General features: G+C 65.6%; 18 protein-coding genes and 1 tRNA gene. 11 read left to right on the plus strand and 8 right to left on the minus strand.

Translation table 11 applies throughout. The features are described 5' to 3' along the window. Positions 1-218 precede the first annotated feature (218 nt). Positions 219-2,387: an esterase-like activity of phytase family protein gene (locus Q7J44_RS01540; RefSeq protein WP_304876334.1), complete on the minus strand. Its 2,169-nt coding sequence runs from the start codon at positions 2,385-2,387 to the stop codon at positions 219-221. Positions 2,388-2,572: 185 nt separating this feature from the next. Between Q7J44_RS01540 and Q7J44_RS01545 the strand changes: the two genes are divergently transcribed. Further along, positions 2,573-2,827: a GlsB/YeaQ/YmgE family stress response membrane protein gene (locus tag Q7J44_RS01545; protein ID WP_304876336.1), complete on the plus strand. Its 255-nt coding sequence runs from the start codon at positions 2,573-2,575 to the stop codon at positions 2,825-2,827. 78 nt (positions 2,828-2,905) lie between these two features. Here Q7J44_RS01545 and Q7J44_RS01550 read toward each other — a convergent pair whose 3' ends face one another. From Q7J44_RS01550 to Q7J44_RS01560, 3 genes are all read right to left on the minus strand, one after another. Continuing rightward, the gene (locus Q7J44_RS01550) at positions 2,906-4,114 is read right to left on the minus strand and encodes a M24 family metallopeptidase (RefSeq protein ID WP_304876380.1); all 1,209 of its coding nucleotides are present in this window, start codon (positions 4,112-4,114) and stop codon (positions 2,906-2,908) included. Positions 4,115-4,315: 201 nt separating this feature from the next. Then, a complete protein-coding gene (yghU, locus tag Q7J44_RS01555) occupies positions 4,316-5,158 on the minus strand; it encodes a glutathione-dependent disulfide-bond oxidoreductase (protein WP_304876338.1) in 843 nt (280 codons plus the stop codon). A 102-nt stretch (positions 5,159-5,260) separates the two neighbouring features. Beyond that, the gene (locus Q7J44_RS01560) at positions 5,261-5,626 is read right to left on the minus strand and encodes a DoxX family protein (protein ID WP_304876340.1); all 366 of its coding nucleotides are present in this window, start codon (positions 5,624-5,626) and stop codon (positions 5,261-5,263) included. Positions 5,627-5,758: 132 nt separating this feature from the next. On the opposite strand from Q7J44_RS01560, the gene Q7J44_RS01565 reads away from it, so the two are divergent. Beyond that, positions 5,759-6,745: a P1 family peptidase gene (locus Q7J44_RS01565; protein WP_304876342.1), complete on the plus strand. Its 987-nt coding sequence runs from the start codon at positions 5,759-5,761 to the stop codon at positions 6,743-6,745. Between the two features lie 46 nt (positions 6,746-6,791). On the opposite strand, the gene Q7J44_RS01570 is transcribed toward Q7J44_RS01565, so the two are convergent. Beyond that, positions 6,792-8,042: a lytic murein transglycosylase gene (locus tag Q7J44_RS01570; protein WP_304876343.1), complete on the minus strand. Its 1,251-nt coding sequence runs from the start codon at positions 8,040-8,042 to the stop codon at positions 6,792-6,794. A gap of 212 nt (positions 8,043-8,254) precedes the next feature. Here Q7J44_RS01570 and Q7J44_RS01575 point away from each other — a divergent pair, with 212 nt between their 5' ends. From Q7J44_RS01575 to Q7J44_RS01590, 4 genes are all read left to right on the plus strand, one after another. Then, positions 8,255-10,288, plus strand: coding sequence for a hydantoinase/oxoprolinase family protein (locus tag Q7J44_RS01575; RefSeq protein WP_304876344.1), 2,034 nt, complete (start codon positions 8,255-8,257; stop codon positions 10,286-10,288). A 49-nt stretch (positions 10,289-10,337) separates the two neighbouring features. Next, a tRNA-Met gene (locus Q7J44_RS01580) sits at positions 10,338-10,414 on the plus strand. A 251-nt stretch (positions 10,415-10,665) separates the two neighbouring features. Beyond that, positions 10,666-11,802 carry an efflux RND transporter periplasmic adaptor subunit gene (locus tag Q7J44_RS01585; RefSeq protein WP_304876346.1) on the plus strand — a complete coding sequence of 379 codons (1,137 nt, stop codon included), beginning with the start codon at positions 10,666-10,668 and terminating at the stop codon, positions 11,800-11,802. Positions 11,803-11,807: 5 nt separating this feature from the next. After that, positions 11,808-14,942, plus strand: coding sequence for an efflux RND transporter permease subunit (locus Q7J44_RS01590; protein WP_304876347.1), 3,135 nt, complete (start codon positions 11,808-11,810; stop codon positions 14,940-14,942). A gap of 21 nt (positions 14,943-14,963) precedes the next feature. Here the strand turns inward: Q7J44_RS01590 and Q7J44_RS01595 are convergent, their stop codons facing one another. Then, positions 14,964-15,761, minus strand: coding sequence for a cyclopropane-fatty-acyl-phospholipid synthase family protein (locus Q7J44_RS01595; protein ID WP_304876349.1), 798 nt, complete (start codon positions 15,759-15,761; stop codon positions 14,964-14,966). 195 nt (positions 15,762-15,956) lie between these two features. Then, entirely contained in the window at positions 15,957-16,715 is a 759-nt protein-coding gene (locus Q7J44_RS01600; RefSeq protein WP_304876351.1) for a DeoR/GlpR family DNA-binding transcription regulator, read from the minus strand. A 192-nt stretch (positions 16,716-16,907) separates the two neighbouring features. Between Q7J44_RS01600 and glpD the strand changes: the two genes are divergently transcribed. The 3 genes from glpD to Q7J44_RS01615 all read left to right on the plus strand — a co-directional run bounded on the left by glpD (position 16,908) and on the right by Q7J44_RS01615 (position 23,901). After that, entirely contained in the window at positions 16,908-18,473 is a 1,566-nt protein-coding gene (glpD, locus tag Q7J44_RS01605; protein ID WP_304876382.1) for a glycerol-3-phosphate dehydrogenase, read from the plus strand. A 176-nt stretch (positions 18,474-18,649) separates the two neighbouring features. Next, positions 18,650-20,134, plus strand: a complete 1,485-nt coding sequence (glpK, locus tag Q7J44_RS01610) for a glycerol kinase GlpK (RefSeq protein WP_304876353.1) — start codon at positions 18,650-18,652, stop codon at positions 20,132-20,134. A gap of 188 nt (positions 20,135-20,322) precedes the next feature. Next, a complete protein-coding gene (locus tag Q7J44_RS01615) occupies positions 20,323-23,901 on the plus strand; it encodes a hydantoinase B/oxoprolinase family protein (protein WP_304876355.1) in 3,579 nt (1,192 codons plus the stop codon). A 73-nt stretch (positions 23,902-23,974) separates the two neighbouring features. Here the strand turns inward: Q7J44_RS01615 and Q7J44_RS01620 are convergent, their stop codons facing one another. Further along, a complete protein-coding gene (locus Q7J44_RS01620) occupies positions 23,975-25,345 on the minus strand; it encodes a cytochrome P450 (RefSeq protein ID WP_304876357.1) in 1,371 nt (456 codons plus the stop codon). A 120-nt stretch (positions 25,346-25,465) separates the two neighbouring features. Between Q7J44_RS01620 and Q7J44_RS01625 the strand changes: the two genes are divergently transcribed. Continuing rightward, complete coding sequence (locus Q7J44_RS01625) at positions 25,466-26,110, plus strand: hypothetical protein (protein ID WP_304876358.1); 645 nt, start codon at positions 25,466-25,468, stop codon at positions 26,108-26,110. Between the two features lie 121 nt (positions 26,111-26,231). Next, positions 26,232-26,371: GTP-binding protein (locus tag Q7J44_RS01630; protein WP_304619878.1), on the plus strand; the 140-nt coding region annotated here is incomplete at its 3' end.

Here is a 26,371-nt window from a genome sequence, read left to right on the forward strand (position 1 = left end):
ACAGGGCCGCAAAACCAGTCAAAGACAGAAAGCTGCGGCGGCTGAGAGGGTCAAAAGACATGGGAAGCCTTGCTAATACGAGTCGCCTTTACCTAACACGCCGTTTTGCAAAACGGAAAGACCCGGACAGGGTTTCCTGTCCGGATCGGCAATCGGTGGCGTTTTTGTGATGGTCCGGGCGCGGGAAACCCTTCCGCGCCCGGGTTTTGCGCCCGCGCTTAGTTCATCGTGCCGATGGACCAGAACAGCGTCTCACCCGAAGAGTCGTCCACCCCGTCATTGTCGGTGACAACCCATCCGGTGCCTGCAGCGTCGATGGCGAAGCCTTCGACCTTGTCCATGGCATACCCGCTCAGCACCGCCAGATCGGGCAGGAAATCGTGCACCAGTTCTTTGGTCACCACTGGCAGGGTGCCCCCCAACTCGGCCGCCTGCATGTCGGCCACCGGAACGCGGTACAGCTTTTTGGTCACAGCCTTGTCTGCGATCTGATTGTCACGCTCGACAATATAGACCCAGTCGCCATGCAGGGTGATTTCCGACAGACCCATCCATGCGCCCTCGGCGGGCGTGTCCAGCGGGTAATGCACGGCACCCCAGCTTTTGTCAGCAGTGTTATAGGCCAGCAGTTTGACCATGCCTTTCGGGTCGTCTTTCCACTCGCGCTGCACCGCCATCCACAGCCAGTCCCCGGCCACGGTAATGCCTTCGAAGCCAAAGCGGATTTCATGCGGCAGCAAGGCTTCGGGCAGGGCGATTTCCTGCTTGATCTCGCCCTTGTCGTTCACGTTGTAGATCGCGTGCGGGATCAGCCGGTCGCTGCGGCCTTCGGATGCCAGCCAGAACCCGCCCTTGCCATCCGGGGCAATGCCTTCGATATCCAGCTTCTGTGCGGGATGGCCGCCGCGGGTGATGTCCAGCGCGGCGGTGATCTTTGCCGGCGTCTGGGTGGCATCAATGGTGTAGATGCGCGGCATCGCACCGTAAACACTGTCCGACACGGCATAAAGCTGGCCGGGTTCGGTGCCAGCGGTCAGGCCCGACAGCGCGCCCCAGCCGATCAGCGGATCAGAGCCGGCGCTGGTCAGCATCGGGTAGACGGCGGCCCCCTCGGCGCGCTCATAGATCATCACATGCGCAGGGGCGAGACCGTCGGCCCGCAGGTCCAGCTCATTCGCGGTGATCAGCAGGTTGCGCGCCGGGATGGTCGCAATGCCTTCGGGCGAGATGCCCGAGGGCAGCAGTTGTTTCAGCACCGGGCTGGTCGGATCGGTCAGGTCATAGACCGCAATCACCGAGCCGCGTTCCGATGCGACAAAGGCCATCGGTACGCCGTCGAACGTATCGAACTTCACCGATTCCAGCTCTGTGCCCTTGGTGTGGCTGCGATGTTCCGGATAGTGACCGATTTCGGCAATCGCGCGTTCCAGCGAGGCACCGGAATCCCAGACGACGGTGCCGTCCTTGTGGAAGATCGTCCAGGTGCGGCTGCCGCCCTTCCAGTCGCCCTCGTTCGCGGTGGCAAAATGATCACCGTCGATCCAGGCAACCGCATCGGGTTCGCGCGGCACCGCGCCCTTGGTGTCGGTGAACTCAAGACGGCCATCACGCTTGGTGTCGATTCCTGCGACCTCGACCTCACCGGCGCTGAAATGGCTGGCTACGGTGCCATCGGCCCCGATCACCACGATGTGGTTGTTTTCCTGCAGGGTGACAACAATCTCACCTGCCGCGTTCACGTCGACATATTCCGGTTCCGGGTCTTCGGCCCCGATCTCGGCCAGCCCGGTCATGTCAATCCGCAGTTGCGCGTCGCAATCGGCCACGCCATCCACCACAGGCAGCTTCACGACATAACCGGCGGGCATCTGCGGCAGGCCGCCGTCGCCCGCCTCTTCGTCACGCTCATTCTCGATGGCGATGGCAAGGAAAGAGCCATCCGGGGCCTTGGCCACCGAATCCGGCTGACCGCCGATGTCGCATTCCGCCGTGATGGCGCGGGTCGCGGGATCAATCGTCACCAGCTTGCCTGACGGGTTGGTAAAGCTCTCGCTCGTGTTCACCCCGGAAAAGATCATGTTGCCGATGAACACGGCGGTGGTCGGCTCGCCGCCCACGTCGATGTTACCCATGGCTATCGGCGCGCGGGCATCGGTGATGTCGATCAGACCGATCGCCCCCAGCGGGCTGTCTGTGTACACCAGCGTCATGCCGTCTTCTGATGCCGAAATGATCTCGGCACTGGTCTCGCGGGCCAGATCCTCGCCATCGACCATGTTCTGTGGCGTGGCAAAGCTGGCAATACGGTTGAAGTTCATTTCGGCCAGCGCCGGAAAGGCGGCAAAAATGGCCAGGGCAGAGGTCAGGCCAAGGGTCTTGATCGGCATCGGGGTCATCCTCGTTCAGATCGGAAAGCTGAGCGAGCCATGGACCGCAGAGGTCAAAGCCGGATGACGCAAACATGTCAGCCGTATGAATTCTGACATCGGCGAGATTTTGCCGGGAACCTTTTGGCGGCTTCAAGAGTTTGTGAGGACAACCCCCGCAAGCGGGGTCTCAGAAAGGGACAACAATGACCATTGAAGCACTTCTTATCATCCTGCTGATCGGCGCGATTGCCGGCTGGCTGGCCGGCCTGATCGTCAAGGGCTACGGCTTTGGCCTGCTTGGCAACATCGTCGTCGGTATCGTCGGCGCATTGGTCGCAAGTTTCCTGTTCCCGGCTGTGGGGCTGCGCCTTGGCAGCGGCATCGTCGGTTCCATCATCGCGGCCACGCTGGGTGCGGTGATCCTGCTGTTCCTGATCCGTCTGATCAAGCGGGCCTGATCCAGGTTTAATAAAAAGTAACAGTGCTACAAGAGATTGAATGACGATCAAAAGGCCGGGGAAAACCCCGGCCTTTTCTTATCCCACCACGTTGAAGCCGGGACCGTAGGGATAGTGCGTGATATCCTCGGCCCCCTCTTCAGTGATGATCAGGATGTCATGCTCGCGGTAGCCACCCGCCCCCGGTACCCCGTGCGGGATGGTCAGCATCGGTTCCATGCTGATCACCATGCCGGGTTCCAGCACGGTGTCGATATCCTCGCGCAATTCCAGCGCCGCCTCGCGCCCGTAGTAATGCGACAGGATGCCAAAGCTGTGGCCATAGCCAAAGGTGCGGTATTGCAGCATGTCACGCTCGGCCAGAAAGGCGTTGATCTTGGCCGTGATGTCAGCACAAGTGCTGCCCGCCCGCAGCAGGGTCATGCCATATTCATGCGCATCGATGTTGTGCTGCCAGACCGCCATGCTGGCCGCATCCACCTCGCCCACGAACAGCGTGCGTTCCAGCGCGGTGTAATAGCCGCTGATCATCGGAAAGCAGTTCAGGCTGAGGATATCTCCATGCCGCAGCTTGCGATTGGTTACCGGATTATGCGCGCCATCGGTGTTCAGCCCCGACTGGAACCAGACCCAGGTATCGCGGTACTCGGCGTCGGGAAAGCGCTTGGCAATCTCGCGCTCCATCGCGTCGCGGCCTGCGATGCTGATTTCCAGCTCGGTCGCCCCCACCCGGATCGCCTCGCGGATGGCATAGCCGCCGACATCGGCCACATTGGCCCCGTGCTTGATCAGCGCGATCTCGGCCGGAGATTTCATCATGCGCTGCTGCATGGTCGCGGGGGCAATATCCATGCCGCGTTTGGGTTTCAGGAAAGTGTTCAGCTTTTCTGCCCGGTCCATCGTCAGATGGTCCGCCTCGCAACCTATTGCCTTGGCCGTGCCGGTGATCCCCGCCACCACGCGCCAGAAATTGTCGCGTGTCCAGTCCGTGTAGGTGATGTTGTCGCCCACCGACCGCCGCCAGGGCTGGCCCGCATCAATGCCCGCGCTGACCGTGATGCAATCGGTTTTCGTCACCACACAGGCATAGGGCCGGCCAAAGCTGCAATACAAAAAGCCCGAGTAATAGGCGACGTTGTGCATGCTGGTCAGCACCACGGCATCAAGGCTGTGCAGTTCCATGATGTCGCGCAGACCGGCGAGGCGGTCGGCGTATTCCGCATCGGCAAACGGCAGGGCATCCTTGGCCCCGCCATTGTGAAGGCGGTAGTGTTCAGGGCGGATCAGTTCCATGTCAGACCTCATGTCTGGGGCCGGACGTTGCGACCGGAACCCCGAAAGGTCCCGGCGTACAGGACGGAGGCGGCAAGGCCGCAAGCGGTGGGGCAGGCCCCTGTGGCGACGCCATCGCCACGGCTCGGGCACATCATGCCGCGACAGGACTGTGCCTGCAAGGGGATAGGGCGGGGGTCTCCCCGCCCTCTGCCATCACAGTTTATCGAAATCCGCCGCCGAATGGCGCTCGGGCAATTGTTCATGCGGTTCGCCCCAGTCGCGGTTCACCTTGCGGCCACGAACCACCGCCGGGCGGGCGTCGATCTTTTCGGCCCATTTCAGGACGTGTTTGTAGGATGTCACATCCAGAAACTCGCCCGCGTTATAGGCCCGGCCCAACACCATCCCGCCATACCATGGCCATATCGCCATATCGGCGATAGTGTACTCATCGCCCGCCACAAATTGGTGCTCGGCCAGTTGCCGGTCCAGCACATCCAGCTGGCGCTTGGTTTCCATCGCATAGCGGTTGATCGGGTACTCATATTTCTCCGGCGCATAGGCGTAGAAATGGCCAAAGCCGCCGCCCACAAACGGGGCTGACCCCATCTGCCACATCAGCCAGTTGATCACCTCGGTCCGCGCGGGCCCCGATGCGGGCAGGAATGCCCTGAACTTTTCCGCCAGATGCATCAGGATAGACCCCGATTCAAAAACCCGCAGCGGCGTATCCCCGGAATAATCCATCAAGGCCGGGATCTTGGAATTGGGGTTCGCGCCGACAAAACCCGACCCGAACTGATCGCCATCGCCGATCTTGATGATCCAGGCATCATATTCGGCGGCGTGCCCAGCCTCCAGCAGCTCTTCAAACATCACCGTGACCTTCACGCCATTCGGTGTGGCCAGCGAATACAGCTGAAACGGATGCGCGCCGCGTGGCAGATCCTTGTCATGGGTTGGCCCCGCTATGGGGCGGTTGGTGCTGGCAAACTGCCCGCCGTTTTCCTTGTCCCAGGTCCAGACCTTAGGCGGAACATAAGTCGAGTTGGTCATTGTGGTTCCCATCTGATTGGTACGCGCTTGGGTGAAAACCTAAGCCCTCTGCCTGCTCTCGGCAATGGCAGCCCGCTACGGGGCGTCTGTGCGCTGATGCAGTCAACGCCGGATCACAAACCGCCCTGGTCCTGCGGCGGCAAGGATCAGCAAGCCCCCGGCGACCGACCAGTTCTTGACCATGATCGTCACCTGCCAGGGGTCCGCCCGCAACTGCCAGTGGAAAAAGCTGGTCATCACGCAGTAACCCGCCAGCCCGAGCGCCCAAAGCGCCACACGCGGCCCCAGAACCAGCCCCGCAGCGGCCAGCAGATTGAACAGCGCCACCAGCCAGACCAAGGCCGCGGGCAGACCCACGCCCGCCAGCATCGCCTGCGCCGGGGCCGGGTCCAGCAGCTTTTGCACCGCACCCCCGGCAAACAGCACCGCGATCAGCAGCCGCCCCGCCAGATTGAGCGCGTCATTCATCACAGCGCCCCCTATACCGACCGCGTGATCCCGCCATCCACCCGCTCCCTTACCGCTCTGGCGCACCCTGTCATGGGCTGCGCGTCGGCGAAAGGGCTTGCCAAAGGGCGCGGTTTGCGGCCCCCTTGGCCCATGCGACCCGGACCAAGAAATCTGATCACCGATGTCCCCGGCCTGCTGGTCGGGCAGGCGCAGGATGCGGCCTTGCGCTCCGGCGTGACCGTGCTGACCGCCGACCGCCCGTTCACGGCGGCGGTGCATGTGATGGGCGGGGCACCCGGTACGCGCGAAACCGATCTGCTCTCCCCCGACCGGCTGGTGCAGAAGGTGGACGCGCTGGTGCTGTCTGGCGGCTCGGCCTTTGGCCTCGACGCCTGCTCTGGCGTGGCCGATGCGCTGCGCGCCATGGGGCGCGGCTTTGCGGTTGGGGATCAGCGGGTGCCGATTGTGCCCGGTGCCATCCTGTTCGATCTGCTGAACGGCGGCGACAAGGGGTGGACCCGCAACCCCTACGCCGCATTGGGGCAATCCGCCCTGCACGCCGCCGCGACAGATTTCACTCTTGGCACCGCAGGGGCGGGGTATGGCACCGCCACGCAGAACTGGAAAGGTGGTATCGGCTCTGCCTCTGCCGTGCTGCCCTCGGGCCTGACGGTCGGCGCGTTGGTCGCGCTCAACGCGCTCGGCTCCACCACCGTGGGCGGGACCCGCCACTTCTGGGCCGCGCCGTGGGAAGAGGGCGACGAATTCGGCGGTCTTGGTCCTGCCCCGCGGCAGCGGCCCGAAAGCGCGCCGCTGCCGCGCAAACGCATGGGCGAATCCACCACCATCGCCATCGTCGCCACCGATGCGGCGCTGACACAGGCGCAGGCCCAACGCATGGCCATCGCCGCGCATGACGGCATGGCACGCGCCATTGTGCCGTCGCACACCCCGCTTGACGGAGATCTGGTGTTCGCCGCCGCAACCGGCGCGCGCGCCCTGAGCGACCCGCTGTCCGACAGCTTCCAGCTCGGCCATGCCGCCGCCACCTGCCTTGCCCGCGCCATCGCCCGCGCGGTGTTCAGCGCCTCTGCGCAGCCCGGCGACCTGCAACGCACATGGTCCTCCCGCCCCTGAATTGCTGCTTGCCAAATACTCCCGCCGGAGGCGTCGCCCGCTCCGTTCAGCGCAACGCCTGCAGAATCTCCAGACTGGCATAGCCATCCGGCACCATCCCGCCCGCCCGTTGAAACGCCTTGACCGCCGCAATCGTGTTCGGCCCGATCCGGCCATCCACCCCTTGCGGATCAAATCCCGCAGCCCCCAGCCGCTCTTGCAACTCCATCCGCTCCGCCAGCGACAGCGCCCGCAATTCGCGCGGCCAGCTTGCTGCAATCGCAGGCCCGCCGCGCAGCCGGTCGGCCAGATGGCCCACAGCGATGACATAGGCATCGGCGGTGTTGTAGCGCTCGATCACCTGAAAGTTGGAAAAGATCAGAAACGCTGCCCCGCGCGCGCCACCGGGCAGCAGCACTGACGCCAGCCCATGGTCTGGCAGCACGCCGCCCGCCATCGGCACCACCCCCAGCGCCTGCCACTCCGCGACCGGCTTTTTCACCCGCTCGGTGGTCTGGTCATAGTCGAAGCCGTCGGGCAGCCGCACCTCCAGCCCCCATGGCGCACCGCTGGTCCAGCCCCAGTGCCGCAGATAGGCGGCTGCCGAGGCGAGGGCGTCAGCCGGATCATCCGACCAGACATCGCGCCGCCCGTCGCCGTCGAAATCCACCGCATGGGCCCACCAGCTGCTGGGCATGAACTGGGTGTGGCCCATCGCCCCGGCCCAGCTGCCGCGCATTGCCTGCGGCGTCACATCGCCGTTGCCGATGATTTTCAGGGCCGCCATCAGCTCGGCCTCAAAAAAGGCGGCGCGGCGGGCGTCATAGGCCAGCGTCGCCAGCGCCCCGATGGTGGGGATATCGCCGCGAAAGCTGCCATAGGCTGATTCCAGCCCCCAGATTGCCGCCACCACGTGGCGGTCTACGCCATAGTCTGCCTCGATCCGCGACAGCAGCGCGCCGTGCTGCGCAAGGGCACGCTGGCCATGGCGGATGCGGTCCTCAGACACGGCGGTGTCCAGATAGTCCCAGATGGTCTTGGTGAATTCGCTCTGGTTGCGGTCACGCTCTACGATCTTGGGGTCGAACCGGGCCTGCGCCAGTGCACGGTCCAGCACATCCGGAGCAATGCCCGCCGCAACCGCGCGGGGGCGGAAGCCCGCGAGCCAGTCTGCAAAGCCCTGTTCGCTGCCGATGGGTTTCATCTGTGTCCTCTCTGCCGGGGCATCGCCTTCTGATGTGTTCAGCGACTGCGCCGCCACGGGTTGCGCCAGCAGCACAACCATCAGACCCGCCCCGAATATCCCTGCCCGTTTCATACCCGCCCCGTTTTGCAGACAGCCTAACCGCAGCCTGCGCCAAGGGCAAATGACAGCTCCGCGCGCCCGCCGGGCGTTTGGCGCGATGACGGACGGATACGGGACCGATGCGTCCCACCACGCATCATCTGCGACCGCAGATGTCGCAACCGGGGGTGATCTTTGCCGCCGCTTGGCCTAGCTGAGGGCAAAAGCAGCGGGGTCGGCAGGCGATGGGTTACTTTCTGGGGGTGGATACGGGCGGCACCTATACCGATGCGGTGATCGTCGATCAGGATGCCACCCGCGTGATCGGCAAGGCCAAGGCGCTGACCACCCGCAACGATCTGGCGATCGGCATCGGCGGTGCGGTTGATGCGGCTTTGGCCCTTGCCGGGGTTGCGGCCAGTGAGATCACGCTGGTCTCGCTGTCGACCACGCTTGCCACCAATGCGCTGGTCGAAGGGCAGGGCGGGCGCGTGGCGCTGGTGTTCATCGGCTTTGACGCGGGCGATGAGGCCCGCGCCGGGCTGGACGAGGCGCTGCGGGGTGATCCTGTGCTGCGGTTGACCGGCGGCCATGGCCATGCCGGGCAGGAACTGGCCCCGCTGGACCTTGCCACGCTGGAACAAACGTTGCGCGACACGGGTGATCAGGTGATGGGCTATGCCGTCGCCGCCCGCTTTGCCACCCGCAACCCCGCGCATGAAATTGCCGCCCGCGATCTGATCCGCCGTATCACCGGGCGGCCCGTCACCTGCAGCCATGAGCTGTCGGCCAATCTCAACGGCCCAAAACGTGCGCTGACCGCCGTGCTCAACGCCCGGCTGATCGGCATGATCGACCGTCTGGTCGCGGCGTGTGAGCGTCACCTTGCCGCCATCGGCATAGACGCGCCGCTGATGGTGGTGCGCGGCGATGGCGCGCTGATCTCTGCCGCCATGGTGCGCGAACGGCCTATAGAGACCATCCTGTCCGGCCCCGCCGCCAGTATCGTCGGCGCGCGTTGGCTGACCGGGGCGACTGACGCGCTGGTCAGCGACATCGGCGGCACCACCACCGATGTGGCCCTGCTGCGTGACGGTCTGCCCGGAATCGACCCGCAGGGCGCGCGCGTTGGCGGGTTCCGCACCATGGTCGAAGCGGTGGCGATGCGCACCACCGGCCTTGGCGGCGATAGTGAGGTGCATCTGATCACCGAAGGCCTGAGCGGCGGCCTGCGCCTTGGCCCGCGCCGCTTGGTCCCTGTTTCCCTGCTGGCGCAGGACCATGGGCCGATGGTGCACGCGGCACTTGACCGGGCGCTGTCCAGCGACGTCTCGGGCGAATACGATGGCCGTTTTGCCATCCCGATGCAGGGCGCGACTGGTGGGCTGACCCCGCGCGAGGCAACCCTTCTCGCCCGCATCACCGCGCCGATGCCGCTGGCACAGGCCCTGACCTCGCGGCTGGAGGCGGCGGCGATGGACCGGCTGGTCGCGCGCGGGCTGGTGATGATCGCGGGCGTCACCCCATCTGACGCCAGCCACGCCCTTGGCCGGCTGGGCGCGTGGGATGCGCAGGCGTCGGAAAAGGCGCTGCGCCTTCTGGGCCGCCGCCGCACCGGCGCGGGCGAGCGGTTTGCCACCGATCCGCTGGCACTGGCGCAGGCCATCATCGACCAGCTGACCACCCAGACCGCCGAGTGCCTGCTGGAGGCCGCCTTTGCCGAAGACCCGGCCTTTGCCGGGGATGCGCCCGAAACCCTTGCCCGCCACCCCCTGACCCGCGCCGGTCTGCGCGGGCATCACGGCGTGATGCAGATCACCGCCCGGCTGGCGGTGCCGGTGATCGGCCTTGGTGCCTCGGCCCCGGCCTATTACGGCGCTGTGGGGCAGATGTTGGGCTGCCAGATGATCCTGCCCGAGCATGCCGGGGTGGCCAATGCCATCGGCGCGGTTGTGGGACAGATCAGCCAACGGGCAACCGGCAGCGTCACCAGCCCGTCCGAGGGCCGCTTTGCCGTGCATCTGCCCGGCGGGGTCGAGACCTTTGCCGATAGCAGCACTGCCCTTGCCGCGCTGCACGCCGCCCTGACCGCCGATGCCTCTGCCCGCGCCCTGCGCGCCGGTGCCGTGGACCTGCACCTGACCACCACCCGCGATATCCGCGAAGCTGACGTGGAAGGCCGCACCATGTTCATCGAAGCCACCCTGACCGTCACCGCCTCCGGCCGCCCCCGCGTCGCCCGCGCGTCCGGGGATGCACCCCCGAAAGCCTTGCAATGACGAATAGGCCTTGACGGGCGAACACGGGCACAATACGACGCCCGCCAATGGCTAGGTAGCTCAGCTGGTTAGAGCACGTGACTCATAATCACGGGGTCGGGGGTTCGAGTCCCCCCCTCGCCACCACTTTTCCCTTGCAGCACGACTATGAGTATGTGCCGCGGCCTGCGGTGCCCTTGGGGCTGTTGCGCGTGACTGGCCGCGGGCAAGGTGCTGTTCAAACGGGCAGGGGTGGTCAAATCTTGGTGGGGACTCTTTCCCTTTGGTATGATGGGTCTATGATCCCGGCAGGAAATCCTGTGTCATGACGGATATGTCGCCGATCTGAAAACCGCCCCACCCGAAGACTTCCCCGCGTGAAAGGGACCATACCCCGCATGAAACTTGTGCCGCAACTTGTGGCAATCGCTGTGATTGTCGCAATAGCCACGCCGCTTGCCGGGCGCTTTGTGCCCGGGACCCGTCCCTGGCTGGATCAGGTGGGCCTGCTTGATCCGCTGACCGCGCTGGGGGTTGTGCCTGCCGATGCGGCGGGGGCCAGCAGCCTTCAGGGCGGGCCAAGGCCCGGCACCGCCACACAGGTCATCGCGGCCGAGGCCGAGCGTCGGGTGCTCAGCAACATGATCGACGCCATCGGGTCGGCGCGCGGCGCGCAGTCGGTGGCGCTGTCCTTTGGCGTGACCGGCCGGATCACCGCGCTGCAGGTGGCTCCCGGTCAGCCGGTCACGGCGGGCGATGTGCTGGCAGAGCTTGATTCCGAAAACGCGCAGCTTGCGGTGGAACGCGCCCGTCTGGTGCTGGCCGATGCGCAGCAGACCATCGACCGGCTGGCGCTTCTGGCGCAATCGGGCACCACCACCAGCCTGCAACGGCAGGATGCCGAACTGGCCCTGCGCACCGCCGATCTTGGCCTGCAATCGGCGCAGCGCGATCTGGCAGATCACCGCCTGACCGCCCCCATTGCCGGCTATGTCGGGCTGATTGAGCCGCAGATCGGCGATCTGGTCACCTCCGCCACCACCATCACCCGGATTGAGGACCGCTCTAACCTGATCGTCGATTTCCGCGTGCCCGAACGTATTGCCGCACAGGTCGCGCCGGGGGCGACGGTGCAGGCCACCCCGATCGCCACCCCGGGCCATGCGATTGCCGGACAGGTGATTGCCGTCGACAACCGGGTCGACGAATCCAGCCGCACCCTGCGGGTTCAGGCCAGGATTGCCAATACCGATGACCGTTTGCGCGCCGGAATGTCCTTCCGCATCTCGATGGAGTTCACCGGGGCCGAGGTCCCCGCCGTCAGCCCGCTGGCGATCCAATGGGGCAATGACGGTGCCTTTGTCTGGGTGGTGCGCGCGATGAAAGCCACCCGCATGCCGATCCGCATCCTGCAACGCAACGCCGATGCGGTGCTGATCGAAGCCGACCTGCAAGCCGGTGACCTTGTCGTCACCGAAGGTGTGCAGGCCCTGCGTCCCGGGGCCGAAGTCTCGCTCGCGCCGCCAAGGAGCTGAGGCCGATGGATGACCGCCCCACCACAGCCGCCGCCGCTGCCGCAACGCTTGGGCAAAGCACGGCGCTGTTCGTGCGCCGCCCGATCCTGGCCTTCGTGCTGAACGCGCTGATCGTCATTGGCGGATTCGCCGGGCTGATGGGGGCCGATGTGCGCGAACTGCCTGCGGTGGACCGGCCCGTGGTGTCGGTCAGCACCAGCTATAACGGGGCCGCGCCTGAAACCATCGACCGCGAGGTGACGGCGGTGATCGAGGGGGCGGCGGGCCGGGTGGCGGGGGTGAAATCCATCTCCAGCTCGTCACGCTTCGGGTCCAGCCGGGTGACGGTAGAGTTTAATGACAGCGTCGATCTTGACGTTGCCGCCACCGATCTGCGCGATGCGGTGGCCCGGCAGGTCAACAGCCTGCCCGATGACGCCGATGCGCCGCGCGTGGTGAAATCCGATGCCGATGCCGATGCCATCCTGCGCATCGCCGTCACCTCATCGCGCCGCAGCGCGGATGAGCTGACCACGCTGGTCACCGATCTGGCGGAATCGCGGCTGCTGGCGGCACCGGGGGTGGCTGACCTGCAGATCTTCGGCGCGCGCGACCTGTCGTTCCGCGTCGATGTCGATCTGATGCAACTGGCCGCGCGCGGGCTGACGCTGGCCGATCTGCGCGCGGTTCTGGGCAACGCGGCCTTTGACTCGCCTGCCGGGGCGCTCAGTTCCGAAAGCCAGAGCCTGCTGGTGCGCACCACCGCCGCCATCCGCACCGCGGGCCAGATCGAGGCGCTGACCATCGCCGGCAATGTCCGTCTGGGCGATGTGGCGCGGGTGACGCTGGGCCCCGATCCGGGCGCGTCGATTTTGCGGGCCAATGGCGAAACCGGCGTCGGCATCGGCATCATCCGGCAGGCCAACGGCAATTCGCTGGCGATATCCGAAGCGGTGCGGCAGGTGGTCGATGATCTGCAACCGCTGCTGCCCGATGATGTGAAAATGTTCGTCACCTCGGACAGCGCCGATTTCATCGAAGGCGCGATCCACGAGGTGCAGCTGGCGCTTGGCCTGTCGGTGCTGATCGTGACGGCGGTGATCTTCCTGTTCCTGCGCGATCCGCGCGCCACGCTGATCCCCATCATCGCCATGCCCGTGGCGCTGATCGGCACCGTGGCGGCCATCTGGATGGTGGGCTTTTCCGTCAATATAATCACCCTGCTGGCGCTGGTTCTGGCGACGGGGCTGGTGGTGGATGATGCCATCGTCGTGCTGGAAAACATCGTGCGCCGCCGGTCCGAAGGCATGGGCGCGCGGGCGGCGGCGGTGCTGGGCACCCAGCAGGTGTTCTTTGCCGTTCTGGCCACCACCACCACACTGGCGGCGGTGTTTGTGCCGCTGTCCTTCCTGCCCGGCCAGACCGGCGGGCTGTTCCGCGAATTCGGCTTCACGCTTGCGATAGCGGTGCTGTTGTCGTCGGTCACCGCGCTCAGCCTGTGTCCGGTGCTGGCGGCCAAGCTGTTGCGCCCGCATGCCGACGGGCCTGACAGCGCCATGGTGCGCCTTGGCAACCGTCTGTCACAGCTTTATGCCCGGCTGCTGCGCGCCTGCCTGTCGGCCCCGCTGGTGGCAGTCACCGTCGCCGTGCTGTTTGCCGCCATCGCCGTCGCCACCTTCCCCAATCTGCGGCAGGAACTGACCCCGGCCGAAGACCGCTCGGTGATCCTGCTGTCGGTGCAGGCCCCGCAAGGCGTGTCGCTGGATTACACCGACGCCCGCATGCGCGAGATCGAGGCGCTGGTCGAACCGCTGCGCGCCAGCGGCGAGGTGACCAGTGTCTTCGCCATCGCCGGCATGGGCAATCAGGACAGCCGCGGCTTTATCGTGATCACGCTGGCCGACTGGGCCGACCGCGTGCGCAGCCAGCAAGAGATCGCGGCCGAACTCAGCAGCAAGCTGCGCGATGTCATCGGCGTGCGCGCCTTTGCGATCCAGCCCAATTCGCTGGGAATCCGGGGCGCGGGGCAGGGCCTGTCCTTCGCGCTGGTCGGCGACAATTACGACGACCTTGCCGAAACCGCCCGTGCGCTGGTCGAGCAGATGGAGGCGGACCCGCGTTTCGGTCAGGTCCGCCTTGGCTATGACACCACCCAGCCGCAGCTTTTTGTCGAAATCGACCGCGCCCGCGCCGAAGATCTGGGCATCCAGATCGCCGGCATGGCCGAAGCATTGCAGGCCGTGCTGGATGGCCGCACTGTCGGCACCCTGTTTCTGGACGACAACAGCTTTGATATCCGTCTGGTCTCGAACGCCGATCCGGTCAACGATCCCGGCGATCTGGAGCGTATCTTTGTACCGTCAGGCGACGGGCTGATGGTGCCGATCTCCACCTTCGTCACTCTGACCGAACGCGCCGTCGCCCCGCAGCTGGAACGCGAGTCGCAGATGCGCTCTGTCCCGATCACGGCGGGACTGACGCCGGAACTGGCCCTGGGCGACGCCCTGACCGAAGTACAGGCGCTGATGGCCGGTCTGGGCACTGAGACGTCACGCATCCTGCCGCTGGCCGAGGCGGCGACGCTGGGAGAAACCTCGGCAGGGCTGATCATCACCTTCGGCATCGCGCTTCTGGTGGTGTTTCTGGTGCTGTCGGCACAGTTTGAAAGCTTTGTCTCGGCCATCATCGTCATGGCCACCGTGCCGCTGGGTCTGGCCTGCGCGGTTTATGCCCTGCTGTTCACCGGGGGCAGCCTGAATGTCTATTCCCAGATCGGGCTGGTGCTGCTGGTCGGCATCATGGCCAAGAACGGGATTCTGATCGTCGAATTTGCCGATCAGCTGCGCGAAAAGGGCGCATCGGTGCGCGACGCCATCGAACAGGCCGCCGTCACCCGCTTGCGCGCCGTGATGATGACCATGGTGGCCACGGTTCTGGGCGGGTTGCCGCTGCTTCTGGCCTCTGGGGCCGGGTCCGAGGCGCGGTCGGTGCTGGGCGCGATCATTGTGGGCGGGCTTGGCCTTGCCACGCTGGCCACGCTGTTCGTCACCCCGGTTGCCTATCTGCTGCTGGCCGGGTTTTCAAAGTCGCGCGCGGCGGAAACCGAACTGCTGACGGCCGAACTGCAACAGGCCACGCAACGGTCCCACCCTGCCGAATAACCGCGCACCGGTGCCCAAGGCTCAGGCGCTTGCCGGTTTGCGTAGCACGACCCGCCGCGCCTTGGCCGGTGCGGGCAGATCCTGCACCGGGCCAAGGTCCGTCAGTTCGGCCAGCTGTGCCGTGGCCGTCGCCGCCCGCAGGTCCAGCAGGATCGCACCGCCGGGCAGCACAGAGTCGCGGAAATAGGTCGCATAGGTGCTGGCCGGGTAATGAAACCCGCAAGACAGGAAACTGACCGCCAGATCCACCGGGGCCACCGCGCCCAGATCGGCACGTTCTGGGTTCACCGTCTCGATCCGGCCGGCGGCAATGCCATTGGCCTCCAGCAGGGCGCGCGCAACTGACAGGTTGGCATAGGCGGCCCCCGCGTCGGCATAGCCGAAATGCCGCCGGGTGTTCTGCTCGATGTCGATCAGCACCACGCTGGCCGCGCTGTCGCGGGCGACAAACAGATCAAACAACGCATAGCCGCAGCCGATATCGGCCACCCGCTTTGCCCCATGCGCCCGCAACAGCGGCGCAAGCCCGCGATACTCGGCATGGATCACCCCTGCCGCCCTTCTGGCAATCTCGTCGCCATAGCGCTCCACACAGGTGCGGATCGGCCCCTCATCCCCGGCGTTCCAGGCGCGGATCACCTGACCCGACCGCGGCATGTCGAACAGAACCTCCGACCGTTGCAGGATCAGGTTCACCAGATCCTGCACCCCGAATATTGTCAGATCCAGCGCGCGGATGACGTCCGATCCGGCCTCATGCGCGATGTCGATCGCGGCCGTGTCCGGCAGCAGCGTCAGTCTTTTGGCAGGCAGGGTCATCGGGCCGTCTTTCCATCGCTCTTGAGCCCGCACGATAGCCACGCCCCGGCGGCGAAGCAAAGCCCATTTCGTCCCCGCGTGATGTCAGCCCGCCTGCCAATTCCCCGTGCAGTCCGCCACCACAGCCAGCACTTCCCCTCTCCCTTGCAGAGAGGGGTCTGGGGGAGGCGGCACGCAGCGCAATGGCCGCAGATACTATGCCACCACCACCCGTGTGCCCCAGCCGTCACAGGCCGTCATCAGACTGTCGGGCAAGGGCTGATCGGTGATCACCGCGTCCAGCTCCGACAAGCTGGCAATCCGTGCCGGGGCCGACCGGCCCAGCTTGCTGTGATCGGTTACCAGAAACGCCTGCCGGGCCTGTTGCAGAATGGCGCGGCTGACCCGCACCTCCGCCAGATCGAAGTCCAGCAGGTCACCGTCCCGGTCCAGCGCCGAGGTGCCGATGATGGCAAAATCCACCTTGAACTGCTCGATGACCTGCGTGGTCAGCGCCCCCACCAGCCCGCCATCACTGCGCCGCAGCGTGCCGCCCGCCAGCAGGATCTCACAACCCGGATTGGCGATCAGCGCATTGGCCACGTTCATGTTGTTGGTCACCACCGTGATATTGCGGTGATGCACCAACGCGCGTGCGACGGCTTCGGTCGTGGTGCCAAGGTTCAGGATCATCGACGCATTGTCCGGGATCATCGCGGCACAGGCCTGCGCGATGGCCGCCTTGGCCGCCTCATTCATCCTGCGCCGCGCGTCATAACCGATGTTGACCACGCCCATCCGCGCCACCGCCCCGCCATGCACCCGGTCCAGATGCCCGGCCTCGGCCAGATCCGTCAGGTCGCGGCGGATGGTCTGCAGCGTCACGTCAAAGCGCTGCGCCAGATCTTCCACCACCACCCGACCGTCCTGCCGCGCGATCTCCAGAATATTGCTCTGCCGGAAATTCAACGCCACGCCTGCCTGCCCCCCGCTTCCCGTCCCTCACCCTACTGCAGCCCGATGTTCGTTTCAAACAAAAGCGCGCAAAAGCGAAAATTCTCGATTGACCCGTGGCAACCGGCTGGGGCAATGTTACCCTGCGGGAAAGACCGGATTTTCCAGGGAGACAACAGCGTGCAGACCGTGACAGACGCCCCGACGCCAGACATGGCCGACCTGTTCATCATCGGCGGTGGCATCAACGGCTGCGGCATCGCGCGCGATGCGGCGGGGCGCGGGGTGTCGGTCATTCTGGCCGAACAGGGTGATCTGGCGCAGGCCACCTCGTCCTCCTCCACCAAACTGTTCCATGGCGGCTTGCGGTATCTGGAGTATTTTGAATTCCGTCTGGTGCGCGAAGCGCTGGAGGAACGCGAAACCCTGCTTGCCGCCATGCCCCACATCTCCTGGCCGATGCGGTTTGTGCTGCCCTGGCACAGCGACATGCGGTTCGACAATGATACACCCACCAGCCGGTTGCTGGGTCTGGTGATGCCCTGGATGAAAGGCCGCCGCCCGGCCTGGCTGATCCGGCTGGGGTTGTTCCTTTATGACACGCTGGGCGGGCGCAAGATCCTGCCCGCCACCCGCACGCTGGACCTGAGGACCGACCCGGCGGGCAAACCGCTGCAGCCCAAATTCCGCCACGCCTACGAGTATTCCGACTGCTGGATCGAGGATGCCCGCCTTGTCGTGCTCAACGCCCGCGACGCGCAGGCGCGCGGTGCCCGCATCATGGTGCAGACCCGGGTGATCAGTGCCACCCGTACGGGCGACCATTGGCAGGTGGTGACCAACGGCCCCGACGGCCCCGCCACCCACCACGCCCGCGCGCTGGTCAACGCTGGCGGCCCCTGGGTCGGGGATATCATCCGCAACGTCGCCCGCATCAACTCGACCGAGGGCGTGCGTCTGGTGCGCGGCAGCCATATCGTCACCCGCAAGCTTTATGATCACGACCGCTGCTATTTCTTTCAGGGCACCGATGGCCGCATTATCTTTGCCATTCCCTACGAGCAGGATTTCACCCTGATCGGCACCACGGATCAGGATCATCAAGGGGCCCCGAAAGAGGCCGTCTGTACCGATGAGGAACGTGATTACCTGCTGGCGTTCGCGTCGAAATATTTCGCAAAGCCGGTGACGCGCGACGATGTGGTCTGGACCTATTCCGGTGTCCGCCCGCTGTATAACGATGGCGCAAAATCCGCCACCGCCGCCACCCGTGATTATGTGCTGTCACTCGACCAGACCGGCGGCGCACCGCTGCTGAACGTGTTCGGCGGCAAGATCACCACCTACCGCCGGCTGGCCGAATCCGCGCTGGAAAAGCTCAAACCCTTCTTTCCGGGTCTTCAGGGCAAATGGACCGCGCACCAACCCCTGCCCGGCGGCAATTTCCCGGTGGATGGCGTGGCGGACCTGACCGCCTGCCTGAAATCCGTCCACCCTTACCTGAGCGACTACCACGCCGCCCGCCTGATCCGCGCCTATGGCACCGAGGCCGCCACGATGCTGGGCGACGCCAGATCGCTGGCGGATCTGGGCCGTGACTTCGGCGCCACCCTGACCGAGGCCGAACTGCGCTGGCTGATGACCCATGAATACGCCCGCTGCGCCGCCGACGTGGTCTGGCGCCGCAGCAAACTCGGCCTGCGCCTGACCCCGTTGCAGATCGCGGCAATCGACGATCACATGACCACCCGCCTCACCGCCACCCCGGCGGCAGAGTGAGAAAGACATCTCTGTGACGTGCACCGCCATTTCCGCCGCTCAGGGAAAGAGCCACCTGTCTTGCCCCATCATCTGTTCTTAAATATCCCCGCCGGAGGCTCCCGGCACTGGCAACAGGAGCCTCCGGCGGGGATATTTAAGAACAGATGAATTCAATAGCAGCGGAGCCTGACGCCATGACCCATATCCTTGCCATTGATCAGGGCACCACTTCCAGCCGGGCGATCCTGTTTGACGCGGGCCTGCGCGTCGTGGCTTCGGCGCAGGAGGAATTCGCGCAGCACTACCCGCACCCCGGCTGGGTAGAGCATGACCCGTCTGATCTGTGGTCCACCGTCGCGGCGACGGCGCGGGCGGTGATGGAAAAGGCGGGCGTCCGGGCGGAAGGCATTGCCGCCATTGGCATCACCAATCAGCGTGAGACCACGCTGATCTGGGACCGCGCCACCGGCCAGCCGATCCACAATGCCATCGTCTGGCAGGACCGGCGCACGGCGGATATCTGCGAGGCGCTGAAGGCGGCGGGGCATGAGCCGATGATCACCGCCCGCACCGGCCTGCTGCTCGACCCGTATTTTTCGGCGACCAAGGTGAAGTGGCTGCTCGACCATGTCGAGGGGGCCCGCGCCCGGGCCGAGGCCGGGGAACTGGCCTTTGGCACGGTGGATTCCTGGCTGATCTGGAACCTGACCGGCGGACGCGCGCATGTGACCGATGCCACCAATGCCGCGCGTACCATGCTCTATAACATCGCGACCGGGGCGTGGGATGCCGAGATCTGCGGGCTGATGGGCGTGCCGATGGCGCTTTTGCCTGAGGTTAAGGATTGTGCCGCCGATTTCGGCATGACCCGCGCCGATCTGTTCGGGCGCGAGATCCCGATTCTGGGCGTGGCCGGTGACCAGCAGGCCGCCACCGTCGGGCAGGCCTGTTTCACCCCCGGTATGATGAAATCCACCTATGGCACCGGCTGTTTTGCGCTGCTCAACACCGGGTCCGATCTGGTGCCCTCGACCAACCGGCTGCTGACCACCATTGCCTATCAGCTGGAGGGCAAGCCGACCTATGCGCTGGAAGGCTCTATCTTCATTGCGGGCGCGGTGGTGCAATGGCTGCGCGACGGGCTGAAGATCATCCGTCACGCGTCGGAAACCCAAGGGCTGGCCGAAGCGGCTGAGGAGGCGCAAGGCGTCATCCTTGTGCCCGCGTTCACCGGCCTTGGCGCGCCCTATTGGCGGCCCGACTGCCGGGGCGCGGTTTACGGCCTGACCCGCAATTCCGGCCCGGCTGAACTGGCACGTGCCGCGCTGGAATCGGTCGGCTATCAGACCCGCGATCTGCTGGATGCGATGCGCGCCGACTGGGGGGCCGCCGCTGATGGCATCCTGCGCGTTGATGGCGGGATGAGCGCGTCTGACTGGGCGATGCAGTTTTTGTCCGACATCCTCGGCGCGCCGGTGGACCGTCCGCAGGTGACGGAGACCACCGCGCTGGGGGCCGCCTACCTTGCCGGGTTGCAGGCCGGGATCTGTGGCACCCCGGCGGAATTCGCCCGAAGCTGGGCGCTGGAGCGTCGGTTTCAGCCGCAGATGGATGCGCCCACGCGCGACGCCAGATATGCCCGCTGGGGCCGGGCGGTTCAGGCGACGATGGGGGTGTGAGTGCTGCGGCCGGGTGCCCCTCCCTGCGGGTCTTCCACCGCGTTACATAAAAAATACACCTATTTTCAGCACCTTAGATCTTTCAAAATCAGGATTTTGTCAAGTTTCGGCTTTCCTGCGCCGTCAGGAGCCGGTTGACACTGCGCCGACCATGCCCCACGCAAAGGGGGCGGAAAACGGGGGCTTTCATGACGGCGTGGGAATTCTGGATCGACCGGGGCGGCACCTTTACCGATGTGGTCGCCCGCCGCCCGGACGGCAGCCTTCTGACCCGCAAGCTGTTGTCGGAAAACCCCGAACGCTATGCCGATGCCGCCGTGCAGGGCATCCGTGACTGCCTTGGCCTGACCGGGGCCGAAGCGATCCCCGATGGTCTGATCGGGGCGGTCAAGATGGGCACCACCGTGGCCACCAATGCGCTGCTGGAACGCAAGGGCGAACGGGTGCTGCTGCTGATCACCCAAGGCTTTGCCGACTTGCTGCGCATCGGCACGCAGGCCCGGCCAGACCTGTTTGCCCTGCATATCCGCCGTCCCGACCTGCTGCACGAGACGGTGGCCGAGGTGCCGGGCCGGCTGGATGCCGACGGGGCCGAGATCACCCCGCTGGACGAGGACACCACGCGCGCCGCCCTGAAGTCCGCCCATGCCAGCGGCATCCGGGCGGTGGCGGTGGCCCTGATGCACGGCTACCTCAACCCCGTGCATGAGGCGCGGGTGGGGGAGATTGCGGCCGAGGAAGGTTTTACCCAGATCAGCCTGTCGCATCTGGTCAGCCGACTGGCCAAGCTGGTGTCGCGCGGCGATACCACGGTGGTGGATGCCTACCTGTCGCCGATCCTGCGCCGCTATGTGGCGCAGGTCGAAGGCGCGCTGGACATGGGCCGCGCGACGGGGCGGCTGTTATTCATGCAGTCGTCAGGCGGGCTGACCGAGGCGCATCGCTTCATGGGCAAGGATGCGATCCTCTCCGGCCCGGCGGGCGGCATCGTCGGCATGGTGCAGACCGCGCAGGCGGCGGGGTTTGACCGGCTGATCGGCTTTGACATGGGCGGCACCTCGACCGATGTCAGCCATTACGCCGGGGTCTATGAGCGCAGTTTTGAGACCGAAGTGGCTGGCGTGCGGATGCGGGCCCCGATGATGGATATCCATACGGTGGCGGCGGGCGGCGGGTCGGTCTGCAGCTTTCGCGATGGCCGCTTGCAGGTGGGGCCGGAAAGTGCCGGGGCCAATCCCGGCCCTGCCGCTTACGCGCGCGGCGGGCCGCTGACGATCACCGATTGCAACGTGGTGCTGGGCCGGTTGTCGCCCGCGCATTTCCCGGCGGTGTTCGGCCCGGATGGTACTGGACCGCTGGACGCAGGTGCGGCACAGGCACGTTGCGAAGCGATCAGCGCTCAGATTGCCGCCACCACCGGCCAGCCGCCGATGAGCGCGCAGGAACTGGCCACCGGCTTTTTGCGGATTGCCATCGACAATATGGCCAATGCGATCAAGAAAATCTCGGTCCAGCGCGGGCATGATGTGACCGGCTATACCCTGCAATGCTTTGGCGGGGCGGGGGGGCAGCATGCCTGCGGTGTGGCCGATGCGCTCGGGATGACGCGCATTTTCATCCATCCGTTTGCCGGGGTGTTGTCGGCCTTTGGCATGGGACTGGCCGAGATCCGCGCGTTGCATGAGGTGCAGTTCGATGCACCCCTGTCGGCCATGGCCGAGGCGCGCGAAAAGCTGGCGGACATCACCGCGCTGGTCCGGGCCGAGGTGGCGGCGCAGGGTGCCACCAACCCCCGCATTCTGGCGCGCGCGCATCTGCGCTACGACGGCTCGCATCAGCCGCTGGAGGTGGCGTTTGACGATGCCGCCGCCATGCTCGCGGCGTTCGAGGCGGCGCATCTGGCCCGCTTTGGCTTTGCCTCGCCAGAACGCGCGGTGCTGTTCGAGATGCTGGCGGCAGAGGCTGTGGGGGATGGCGCGGCGCTGCCAGCCGCCACCGCAGCGCAGGGGCAGGCAGAGCCGCTGACAACCCTGCGGGTCTGGGTTGAGGGGTGGGCAGAGGTGCCGCTGTATGACCGGGCGCAATTGCCCGACGGCCAGACCATCGAAGGCCCCGCCATCCTGCGCGAGGCGACAGGCACGGTGGTGGTGGAACCGGGCTGGCAGGCGCGGGTCGATGCCGCGGCCAACCTGATCCTTGAGCGGACCAAGCCACTGACCCGCGCCCATGCGGTTGGCACCCATGCCGATCCGGTGCTGCTGGAGGTGTTCAACAACCTGTTCATGTCGGTCGCCGATCAGATGGGCGCGACCCTCGCGAATACGGCATGGTCGGTCAACATCAAGGAACGCTTAGATTTTTCCTGCGCGATCTTTGACGCGCAGGGTGATCTGGTGGCCAATGCCCCGCATGTGCCGGTGCATCTGGGGTCGATGTCACATGCGGTCAAGGTGGTGATTGCGGCGACGCAAGGCACGGCGCGCGAGGGTGACGCATGGATGCTGAACAGCCCCTATAACGGCGGCACCCATCTGCCGGATGTGACGGTAATCACGCCGGTGTTTGTCGGTGAAAAGCCTGCGTTCTGGCTGGGATCACGCGGGCACCATGCCGATATCGGCGGGCGCACGCCGGGGTCTTCCCCGCCCGACAGCCGCCATATCGATGAGGAAGGCGTGCTGATCGACCTGTTCGCGCTGGTGGAACAGGGGTGGCTGCGGGAAGGGGAGACGCGTGCCCTGCTGGCCTCGGCCCGCTATCCGGCGCGGTCGGTCGATCAGAACATGGCCGATCTGAAAGCCCAGATCGCCGCCAATGAAACCGGACGGCGCGAGCTGTTGCGGGTTGTGGCAGCCTACGGTGCCGATGTGGTGGCGGCCTATATGGGGCATGTGCAGAACAATGCCGAAGAATGCGTCCGCGCGGTGATCGGCGGGCTGGAGGATGGTGATTTCGCCTATCCGATGGATATCGGCACCACGATCCGGGTGGCGGTGCGGGTGGACCGCGTGGCGCGCAGCGCTGTGGTGGATTTCACCGGCACCTCTGCCCAGCACGCGGGCAATTACAACGCGCCTGCAGCAGTGGCGCGGGCGGTGGTGCTGTATGTGTTCCGCACGCTGGTCGGCAAACCCATTCCGCTGAACGAAGGCTGCCTGCGGCCGCTGACCATCATCCTGCCCGAAGGGTCGATGCTGAACCCGGTTGCCCCTGCGGCGGTGATTGCCGGCAATACCGAGGTGTCGCAGGCCGCCTGCAACGCGCTGTATGGGGCGCTTGGGGTGATGGCGGCGTCGCAGGGCACGATGAACAACTTTGTCTGGGGCAATGCGCGGTTTCAGAACTATGAAACCATTGCGGGCGGCACCGGGGCTGGCTCCGGTTTTCCGGGCTGTGATGCGGTGCAAAGCCATATGACCAACACCCGGATGACCGATCCGGAAATTCTGGAAAAGCGTTTTCCGGTCCGGCTGGAGGCGTTCGGCATCCGCCATGGCTCGGGCGGGGCGGGGGAATGGGCCGGGGGCAATGGCGCGCTGCGGCGGCTGCGGTTTCTGGAACCGGCAACCGTGACCACGCTGTGCGGCAGCCGTCAGGTCGCCCCCTTTGGCATGGCCGGGGGCGCGCCGGGGGCTTTGGGCGAAAACCGGGTGATCTGGCCCGATGGGCGGATCGAGCCGCTGCAGGGCAATGATGAACGTGATCTGCCCGCAGGCGCGGTGTTCGAGATGCTGACACCCGGCGGCGGTGGCTGGGGTAAGGCATAGCGGCGGACTGATGGCTGCCCCCGGCGATACCGATGCGCACCCGGAGTGTTTTCAAAAGGTGCAATCGGCTGGGTCAGGCGGGCGTAACCCCCAGCCAGACCCCGCCTTCGGGGCGCAGGGTCAGGATCATCACCGGCTTGGGTGCCTTGCCCGGCACAAGGTCAAAGCGGAAGCGGGCCAGCAGGGTGGCGAGGATGATCACCGCCTCTTGCAACGCGAAATTGGCCCCGATGCAGACGCGCGGGCCATCGCCGAACGGCAGGTAGGCGTAACGCTCCACCGGCTTTGTCCCTTCAAAACGCGCGGGATCAAAACTGTCGGGCCGGTCCCACAGCGCGTGATGGCGGTGCAGCGCATAGATTGGCAGGATGACGGTATCCCCCGGCAGCACCTCGCGCCCGCACAGCGTGTCGGCGGCTTGGGCAGTGCGCGACAGGAAGGCGGCAGGGGGGTAGAGCCGCAGGGTTTCATCCACGATCCGCCGGGTCAGCGGCAGGGCGGCGATGTCGGCGGCGGTCGCGGCTCGGTCGCCCAAGGCGGCCTGCGCCTCGGCGCGGGCCGCAGCCTGAACCGCCGGGTCAAAGGCGCAGAGGTACAGCGCCCATGACAGGGTAAGCGCGGTGGTTTCATGCCCGGCCACGATGAAGGTCAGCAGATTGTCGCGCAGTTCCGGCGTGGTCATCCGGCGGCCCGATTTTGGGTCTTCGCCCGCCAGCAGCAGGTCGAGCAGATCGGGCACACCCGGATTGCCGGTCGCCCGGCGGCGCTGGATCGACCCGTCGGCCACCCGCTTCATCTGGCGCATTGCGCTGCCCGACAGAATCCGCCCGGGGCGGGGCACCCACCCGGGCGCGCCGATGATGTCAAGCAGCGACACGCGGGCAGTCTGCGCCATGTAGTCTTCGATGGCGCGGTGCACCGAGGCGCGGTCAAAGCCTTCGCCATCGGAAAAGGTCACGTCCGAAATCACCTCAAAGGTGGCGGTCACCATTTCGTCATAACAGTTGACCGCACGGCCGGCGCCCTGTGCGATGCGGTCCGACGCCCGTTCGGCGGCGCCGGTCATCACCGGGGCAAGGGCGGCCACATTGCGATGCGAGAACACAGGGGCGGCCGTGCGCCGCTGCCACAGCCAGTCCTGCCCTTCGGCGACGAACAGGCTGTCCCCGATGGCTGGTTCCAGAATCAGCTTGGTGACCACAGATTTGGGGTAATTGGCCACATTGTCCCGCAAGATATGGCGCAACGCCTCCGGGTCCATCACCATATGCCAGCGCTTTCCGGTCCGCCCGGACAGAATAGGCGCATGGGTTGCGATCTCGGGGATCAGTTCCAGAATGTTGCGCCGCCCGGCGGAAAGCGACCCGAACACGCCCAGAGGGCGCGTCGCCAGGGGCACCTTGACCGGGTTTTGGGCGGGCGGAATCGGGCGTTGTTCTGTCATGCTGGCTCCGGGGTTATCCTCGATATAGGAGGTTTTCCGCCGCTGTCACCCGCACAGCCCGCCTTGCGCGACCTCTCGCCACGGGATATCCCGGCTGAACCCTTTGCGAGGAAGCTGCCCATGACCCGCGCCCGCCTGTTCGGACCCCGCCTGTTCGGAATCGGACTTTGTCTGACCCTGCTGCTTGGCTGCGCCAAAAACGACTTGGCAGATCCGCCTGTGCCGCTGGGTGATTTTGCCCTGGGGCTGAACATCGTGGTCACCGACAAGACGGAAAAAGTGCCGATCTCGCGCAATGCCACTGGCGAAGAATGGCAGTCCGCGATGAAAAAGGCGGTCGATGCCCGCTTTGGCCGCTATCAGGGCACCAAGCTTTACAACATCGGCATCTCGGTCGACGGTTACGCACTTGCGCCGCCCGGCATTCCGGTTGTGGCCGCGCCGAAGTCGATCCTCGTGATCACCGCCAACATCTGGGATGATGCGGCCGGGCAGAAACTGAATGCCGACGGCAAGCAGATTACCGTGTTCGAAAGCCTGTCGGGAGAGACGGTGATCGGCACCGGACTGACCCGCAACAAGCAGGAACAGATGGACGCGCTGTCCTACAATGCGGTCAAGCGTGTGGAAGAGTGGCTGTTGCAGAACCCCGAATGGTTCGGCCTGCCGCCACGGCCGGTGCCCGGTGCGGCGGTCGCGCCCACCGTCGTTTCGGCCCCCGTTCCCGGTCCAGTGCCGCGACCCGTTCCGGCCTCGGTGCCCTGACCTTCGGGAACTGCCGACAAAGGCTTGATTTCCCCCCGCGAACAGCTTACTTCGCCGCCCGTGTAGCACGGGGCCCTGACTGCATCTTGCGCGGGCCCCCCGAATTCAAGGGCGCTGGCGAATGGCAAAGGCAAAGTTTGAACGGAACAAACCGCACGTCAACATTGGCACGATTGGCCACGTTGACCACGGCAAGACGACGCTGACGGCAGCGATCACCAAGTATTTTGGTGACTTCCGCGCCTATGACCAGATCGACGG

The sequence above is a fragment of the Pseudotabrizicola sp. genome, from assembly GCF_030656345.1.
Lineage (GTDB): Bacteria > Pseudomonadota > Alphaproteobacteria > Rhodobacterales > Rhodobacteraceae > Pseudotabrizicola.